The sequence below is a fragment of the Vagococcus vulneris genome, assembly GCF_003950515.1.
In the GTDB taxonomy this organism is placed as follows: Bacteria; Bacillota; Bacilli; order Lactobacillales; family Vagococcaceae; genus Vagococcus; species Vagococcus vulneris.
Window position 1 is genome coordinate 1 of record NZ_NGJS01000032.1, and the last position, 7,154, is coordinate 7,154.

At 32.1% G+C, this 7,154-nt stretch carries 7 protein-coding genes and 1 pseudogene; 5 read left to right on the forward strand and 3 right to left on the reverse strand.

Features of this window, described 5'->3' with window-relative positions; translation table 11 throughout:
• Nucleotides 1-6 precede the first annotated feature (6 nt).
• The 4 genes from CBF37_RS12010 to CBF37_RS11315 all read left to right on the forward strand — a co-directional run bounded on the left by CBF37_RS12010 (nucleotide 7) and on the right by CBF37_RS11315 (nucleotide 4,179).
• Entirely contained in the window at nucleotides 7-90 is an 84-nt protein-coding gene (locus CBF37_RS12010; protein ID WP_420824178.1) for an IS3 family transposase, read from the forward strand.
• A 422-nt stretch (nucleotides 91-512) separates the two neighbouring features.
• Nucleotides 513-1,748 carry an MFS transporter gene (locus tag CBF37_RS11305; protein WP_125984859.1) on the forward strand — a complete coding sequence of 412 codons (1,236 nt, stop codon included), beginning with the start codon at nucleotides 513-515 and terminating at the stop codon, nucleotides 1,746-1,748.
• Between the two features lie 38 nt (nucleotides 1,749-1,786).
• Entirely contained in the window at nucleotides 1,787-2,986 is a 1,200-nt protein-coding gene (locus CBF37_RS11310; protein ID WP_125984860.1) for a M20 family metallopeptidase, read from the forward strand.
• Nucleotides 2,987-3,237: 251 nt separating this feature from the next.
• Nucleotides 3,238-4,179, forward strand: a complete 942-nt coding sequence (locus tag CBF37_RS11315) for a choloylglycine hydrolase family protein (protein WP_125984861.1) — start codon at nucleotides 3,238-3,240, stop codon at nucleotides 4,177-4,179.
• A gap of 345 nt (nucleotides 4,180-4,524) precedes the next feature.
• Here the strand turns inward: CBF37_RS11315 and CBF37_RS11320 are convergent, their stop codons facing one another.
• The 3 genes from CBF37_RS11320 to CBF37_RS11720 form a co-directional block, all read right to left on the reverse strand.
• Nucleotides 4,525-5,439: a DUF5692 family protein gene (locus CBF37_RS11320; protein WP_125984862.1), complete on the reverse strand. Its 915-nt coding sequence runs from the start codon at nucleotides 5,437-5,439 to the stop codon at nucleotides 4,525-4,527.
• A 110-nt stretch (nucleotides 5,440-5,549) separates the two neighbouring features.
• Entirely contained in the window at nucleotides 5,550-6,113 is a 564-nt protein-coding gene (locus CBF37_RS11325; protein ID WP_165866719.1) for a TetR/AcrR family transcriptional regulator, read from the reverse strand.
• Between the two features lie 273 nt (nucleotides 6,114-6,386).
• Entirely contained in the window at nucleotides 6,387-6,569 is a 183-nt protein-coding gene (locus tag CBF37_RS11720) for a hypothetical protein (RefSeq protein WP_165866720.1), read from the reverse strand.
• A 488-nt stretch (nucleotides 6,570-7,057) separates the two neighbouring features.
• On the opposite strand from CBF37_RS11720, the pseudogene CBF37_RS11815 reads away from it, so the two are divergent.
• A pseudogene (locus CBF37_RS11815) lies at nucleotides 7,058-7,154 on the forward strand (IS30 family transposase); the annotation flags it as partial.

The window sequence follows — 7,154 nt, forward strand, 5'->3', positions numbered from 1 at the left end:
AATTTCATCAACTATTATAATAAAGAAAGAATTCAACAAAAATACGATTACTTATCTCCGATTGATTATCGGAAAAAAGTAATCGCATAGGTGTTTTTATTACTGTCTCATTTTAGGGGTTCAGTCCCAACAGAGATGTGATGGTTCTTTATTAAAATAATAACCTTAACAAATAGGAAAACGGTATTTATTCAAGCAAATAAACTCCACACAAAATATCCAGTATTTATATCAGACGGAATCTAAATGAACGTCATCATAGTGAAATTTAAAGAATGATAAGAAACGATGGCAATATATATCGTATTTTGAAAACATGAAATATGTATTAGATTATCTTTATCAATCCATTTGTTAGACTTATTTTTTTTAAATGAGTCTTTTTTTTATGAAAAACTATAAAAAGGCTTTCATTTATCAACATAAATGATTACAATTAAATTAGAACATATCATTTTTTTATAATTTAATCCTTTCCAAAAATAATTAATTGAAATCAGAGGTGATTGGTATTGAAAGAAAAGCGTATTTTTTATGGATGGTGGATAGTAGCAGGGTCTGTGCTAATTACAAGTACTCTTGTTCCTAGTGTTGTTGCACTGGCGAATAAGTTTTTATTGCCAGTTACTGCGGATATGGGAATCAGCCGTAGCGCATTTACTTTAAGCAATACGATTCTTCAAGCGATGGGTATCTTTTTGTCTCCATTTGTCGCAAAAAAAATAAGCCAAGGAAATCTTAAACGTATTCAAAGTACTGCTATATTTATTTTTGCAGGGGCCTACGCTTCATATGGGTTCGCAACACGTCCAATTTATTTATATTTATTATCTGTCATTATTGGAATCTGTTATTTATTTGCTACTATCATTCCAGTTAGTATCATGATTACCAACTGGTTTGTGAAAAAGAGAGGTCTTGCAATGAGTATCGCCATGACAGGTATTGGATTAGGTGGTTTTATTTTTAGCCCGCTTATTACTATTTGGATTAATCATTATGGTTGGCGTACAACCTATATGATTATGGGGGCAGTTCTTTTGATTGTTTCTTTACCGATATCTTTATTTGTCTTTAAAAAAAATCCAGCTGAAAAAGGTTTATTACCTTATGGTTCAAACGAACAGAATGGTTATAAAGAAGAACACGATGAAACGGCTACGGTAAAATTAACAATGAAAGAAGCTATTAAAAAACCTTTCTTTATTTTATTAATAGTGGGCATGACATTAAATGGTGTTATAAATAGCGGAGCATTAGGCCAGTTCCCACCAGCTCTTGAAGGCCTCCAAACACCTACTATTGCGGCAACAATTATTTCCTTATACTCATTAATTGGGATTGCTGGAAAATTATCGTTAGGCTGGATTAACGATCGCTTTGGTATAATCGCCAGTTCTATTTATGGGTGCGTAGCATTTGGTTTAGCGTTTTTCTTTATCTTATCTGGTGATAATTACGTATCAGTATACTTGGTAGCTATTACCTTTGGTTTAGGTATTGGTATAGGAACCGTTTCCCCTCCTTTAGTCACCTCCTCTATTTTTAGTAAAGAGCAGTATGGTGAAGCTTATGGCTATACAAGTAGTGCAATGCAAGCAGGAATGTCCATTGGATCATTGTTCGTGGCAATCATTTATGATAATACTGGCTCCTATCAAACTGCATGGATTATATTGATTGTATTGACGATTTTGACATTGACGTGTTGGATTTCCTCATTTTTACAATCCCGAAAATATTGTTAAATACTTAAAATCATAGAATAAAGAAAGGTGACTCCATTATGAATGACTTACAAAAAGAACTACAGAAAAGATTAAAAAGTAAAGAAAAAAAGATGATTGAGATTCGTCGTTATCTTCACGAACACCCCGAACTATCTTTTCAAGAGAAAAAAACGTCTCAATATATTGTCAACTTTTATACAGGGAAAGATTGCAAGATTCATACCAATTTTGGTGGAGGATATGGTATTTTAATTGATATAGATGGTGGAAAACCGGGTCCAAGCTTAGCCTTACGTGCAGATTTTGATGCTCTGCCTATTCAAGAAGAAACCAATCTTTCTTTTGCTTCAAAAAATCCTGGTGTGATGCATGCTTGTGGACATGATGGACATACAGCTTATATGTTAATTTTAGGTGAAACATTAATTGAATTAAAAGACCAGTTGCCTGGGAAGATTAGAATTATTCATCAACCTGCAGAAGAAACCCCGCCAGGAGGAGCTCTTGGTATGGTTAAGGCAGGCTGTCTAGATGGTTACGACCATGTTTTAGGTGCTCACCTGATGACAACGATTAATTTAGGTGAAGTGGCTTATCGTGAAGGTGAAACAATGTCTGGACGAACAAATTTTAAATTAGTCATGCATGGAAAGAGTGGTCATGGCTCTATGCCTCAGGATGCAAACGATACAATCGTCGCAGCAGCACAATTCGTAACGGCAGTTCAAACCATTGTGAGTAGAAGAATTAATCCTTTTGATATGGCAGTTATTACAATTGGCTCATTTGATGGTAAAGGATCAGCGAACGTTATTAAAGATCAAGTAGAATTAGTGGGGGACATTCGGGTCATGACGGAACATTCAAGAAAAGTTATTGAAACTGAATTTAAAAGAATTTTAGCAGGAATCTGCGAAGCTTATAATATAGATTACGAACTTGAGTATATTCATGATTATCCAGTTTTAGTGAATGATCCTCAATTAACTCGCTTAGTTGTTGAGGCAACCCAAAACGCAGCGTTTGATGATGTCACTAGCATCACAGAAACACCCCCTGTGGCAGCTTCAGAAGATTTTGCTTATTATGCTCAAGAAAAACCAAGCTGTTTCTTCTTTATCGGCTGTACTAAAAAAGGAGATGACTTCTACCCACATCATCATCCAAAATTTATGGTTAATGAAGATGCCTTGCTAATTGCTTCAGAGGTAATGGGAAATGCTACCTTAGAGTATTTATTAAAAGGCGGTTGTTAATAAATATACAAATTGATTTAAAAAGTAAATAAAGTAAAAATAAGCGAAATAATTATGATTTGTGGTAAATTATCTTATTAAAGAAGAATGATACCGTTAATAATTTAAAATCATTTAAAAAATATAAAACTAATTTAATTTATACTGTTTATTTTTTCGTTATTTGTCCTCTGAAATGAATTAAAATAAAAATTTTGTCCGCATTCGAATGATAAAATATAGTTAACAAATTAATTAGCGGAGGTTCTTTTATGTGTACATCATTAACTTTAACAACTAATAAGCAAGAGCATTTTTTTGCTAGAACAATGGATTTCTCTTTTCCTTTAGAAGCAAAGGTTATCTACGTTCCTCAAGAAACTAAATTTATACCTGAAGACAGAGAGTCTTATATCTCTAAATTTGCTTTTATCGGAGCTGGACGTGATACGCATAGCTTAATATTTGCTGATGGTATGAATGAAAAAGGATTTAGTATCGCTTCACTTTACTTTTCTGGTAACGCTACTTATTCGACTGTAGCAGACTCAAATAAGGTTAATATAAATGCCACTGATTTTGTAGCGTGGGCTTTAAGTCATATAGCGTCAGTAGCTGAATTAGAAGAAATACTTCCAACAATAAATTTAATTGATATGGAAAATCCAATCTTAAAGAGTAAAGTTCCATTACATTGGCTAGTTTCTGACTCTACTGGAGAAACTTATGTGTTAGAAATGACAGAAACAGGAACTCATTTTTATAAAAATAACGTTGGTGTTATGACAAATTCACCGGATTTCCCATGGCATTTATCTAATTTAAATCACTACTCTAATTTACAACCTAAAGATTTTGAAATGAAACAGTATGGAGAGATGAAAACTGTCTCTGATGGACCTGGTTCTGGTGCTCTAGGCTTACCAGGGGATTATACATCGGCTTCCCGATTTATTCGAACAGCATTTTTAAGAGAACATACTGAAAAAGAAAATGGACTGGTTGCTGTGTCACATATTTTAAATGCTGTTGATATTCCAAAAGGTGTTAAAATAAAAGCGGATAATAGTATAGATTATACACAGTATAAAGCTATCATGAATCTTGAAGCACGGGACTATTATTTTATGAATTATGAAGAAGTATCTTACTCTAGATTTTCTCTTAAAGAATTAATTTTAAACGAAGAGAAAGTCAAAATACTGACAAAATAGTTAATAATATTTAAATCATACTCATTTAATTAGTAAGGTGCTTCCTAAAAATTAATCTTTTAAAGGATGGAAATATCCATTCCCTTTTTGACATTTTAAAATTCAGCAGCAAACGATAAATTAGACACTAAAAAACCGAAGAGATTTCTATCTCTTTGGTTTACTTTTGTATAAAACGTCTACAGTTTTTCCCACTTAAATGTTTTTTTCTAAGAGAAGCAGCTAATTTGACTGTATCTTATACCCATCTATAAATAGGTTGTATAACCAACGATTTATCCCACAAACAGCCATCATTTTAAACTATTCTCGATCACTGAAAAGAACATTTAGAAAAGTTTTTATTTAATTATTATCTTTCACTTCATTGAATTTTGAAAGCCCAGCATAAACCTCATCTTTAAAAATATTTTTCTTGTATTTTTTAACGCGATAGAAGTGATAAATAAAGACCGCGACGTTGGCTGCTAAAGCGATAAAGCTCAAAGTAAACAATGCAACACTACTATGTGAACTATCCACTGAAAATTTTGAATCTCCAACAAAAGCCGGGAAACTCATAGTGAACATCATCCAAAAAGCTAATGTTTGTGCTCGATGCTGTAACCATGCGCCTTTTTTGATAAAAAAGGCTGGAATCGTACAAGACATTAATAAACCAAGTCCTGCGTAAAAAGAATGATCAGATACACAATTATAAACATAGGCGAAGTTCCATAAATCATATGCAATAATCCAAAACCACATTTGGTCGGCCCAAACCATGTCTTTTTGCTTATCTTTACTAACTTGAATACCAAACCAACCAGAAATAGTGATAATATTCAGAATACCGGCAATTCCATTCATAATATTCCAAACGCCACCATTCATGAATACGCCATCAATCATACCGTGTAATGAGTAAACTTGAAAGTCACGAAATACTGCTTCCATAATATTAATAGCTAAAATAAGCGCAGGAAAAGCAAGCATATACTTATTATCTTTAGCTCCTTTTATAAAACGCAAAGCTAAAAAACCCAAACATCCGGCTAATGCGGAATAAACTTTGACCCAATGAAACCATGTTCCTGTACTGCTTCCTGGTCCCGCAGTTGTTGGCCACACAAAAATAGTTAAAATAAGCGGTAAAATAGTAAATAAAATAAGTGCTACCCACTTGTTCATCCTAGCTAATTCATTCATTAACATTAAACCACCAACAACAGCAAACCACATCAACACAGAATACCATGGAATATGTGCAAAGAAAAACATAACAAAACTCCTCCTAAAATTATATATTTTTTATATCTTTATCATACAAATTTATAGAAAAAAAAATATATACAAATCGAGTAATTTGTTTGTATTTTGGGCATAAGTCACTAATTGTCAGAACGATAAGTTTGATTACCAACGATTAAGTCAATCATTCCTGTTGTAGCTCTTTCAATTCTAGCAATTACTTGATCTTTCGGCTCAATCAATCTATTTTTTAACCAATGAACCACTTGAGCAACAATAGCACGACCATAAAAGTCAGCAATATCTAACTTTAAAGATTCAGACAACCTGTCAGAACTATAGCGTTTGCTCATAATTGAAATCAACATGTCGTGACTAATCCGATAAAGAAAACTTTCCAAACGATCTCGACTCAATGAGTGAAATGTGTTTAAGCAAAATTTTCTATTTTTCTCCGTATAATTAAAAACACTTAATAGACCATCTTTCCAAGTTTCTAAATTTCCGTAAGTTGCTAACTCATTAACAATTTCATTATCATAAGTCCACTCTAATAGATGATTGATATCAGAAAAATGATAATAAAAGGTATTTCGCGAAACCCCAGCTTCTTTAGTAACGTCAGAAATAGTTATTTTATCAAATTCAATATGACTCATTAACTCTTTTAAAGCTTGTGATAATGCCTTTTTAGTCAAATTCATAATAACTCCTTTTAATTTTAAAATTTTTTTCTTGAACCTTATTTTTAATTTTAATATAGGGCTGTTAATATTCTTTAAAATATTCAAGCCATCCATCTTGAAAAGACTATCCTTAAATATAACTATTCTGGTAAATAATTTGGTTTCATTTAAATCGAAACACTTAATCAACACACTGACAGCTTGTATTTTTTGTTTCACTAGCCACTTATCTCTGATTCCTCTAACCTTGATCTAAAACCAAAAACAACATGAATATCATCATCTATATCTTCAATTATCTGAATATTTTTTATTAACTGTTGCATAAGATTGCGCTTTAGTGGTACTTTTTAAAACACATCTCTTTGAACTGATTTTAAACCCTATTGTATCATATATTCTGATTGGAAAATCGGTTTGCTCTGCCAAACTAACACCCTCAGTAACAGGTTCACTAATTTCTATTTTAATCAATTATCACCCAATATTGTATTAATTAATGTAGACTTAACAACCCCACTTTTCCCAGCGATTAATAAATTTACATTTTTTCATTGTAAGTTTTTTACGCTCTTTAATGTTTCCTCAATATATTCTTGATAATTTTCTTATTCCATAAAAAAACCTTCTCTAATCACTCTAAATTATTAACAGTATTTGCCTTTAATCGATACTATGAAAATTATTATGACACCAACTACTCAACAACACGAAACTACAAACACCTAATAGTTGGTACTTTATACGTTATTTTATCATTAGTATCTTCTAATGTCATCTGACAAAAAATAGTGCTGCTGTCAATTTTCAGACGACTTTTTTATAGAACGTCGATTGTAAAATTAAGCTAGACAACTAAAAAATCATTTGTGATACACTCAAATTGTATTTCCTACCAAAGAAAACAAGGAGAGTGATCACAAATGATCTAAACACATCTTACTACAGAGGAACTAGTTTTAATAGAATCTTATTATCATCAACATCAAAAAGTGATAGTCGTTGCTAAACATCTAAAACGTTCAAAACAGACTATTTATAATGTTTACAAGGCTTTCG

Excerpts from the sequence above, each read along its gene's own strand:
- CBF37_RS11320 (WP_125984862.1), bottom strand. The coding sequence starts at position 5,439 with ATGTTTTTCTTTGCACATATTCCATGGTATTCTGTGTTGATGTGGTTT.
- CBF37_RS11310 (WP_125984860.1), top strand. The coding sequence starts at position 1,787 with ATGAATGACTTACAAAAAGAACTACAGAAAAGATTAAAAAGTAAAGAA.
- CBF37_RS11325 (WP_165866719.1), bottom strand. The coding sequence starts at position 6,113 with ATGAATTTGACTAAAAAGGCATTATCACAAGCTTTAAAAGAGTTAATG.
- CBF37_RS11315 (WP_125984861.1), top strand. The coding sequence starts at position 3,238 with ATGTGTACATCATTAACTTTAACAACTAATAAGCAAGAGCATTTTTTT.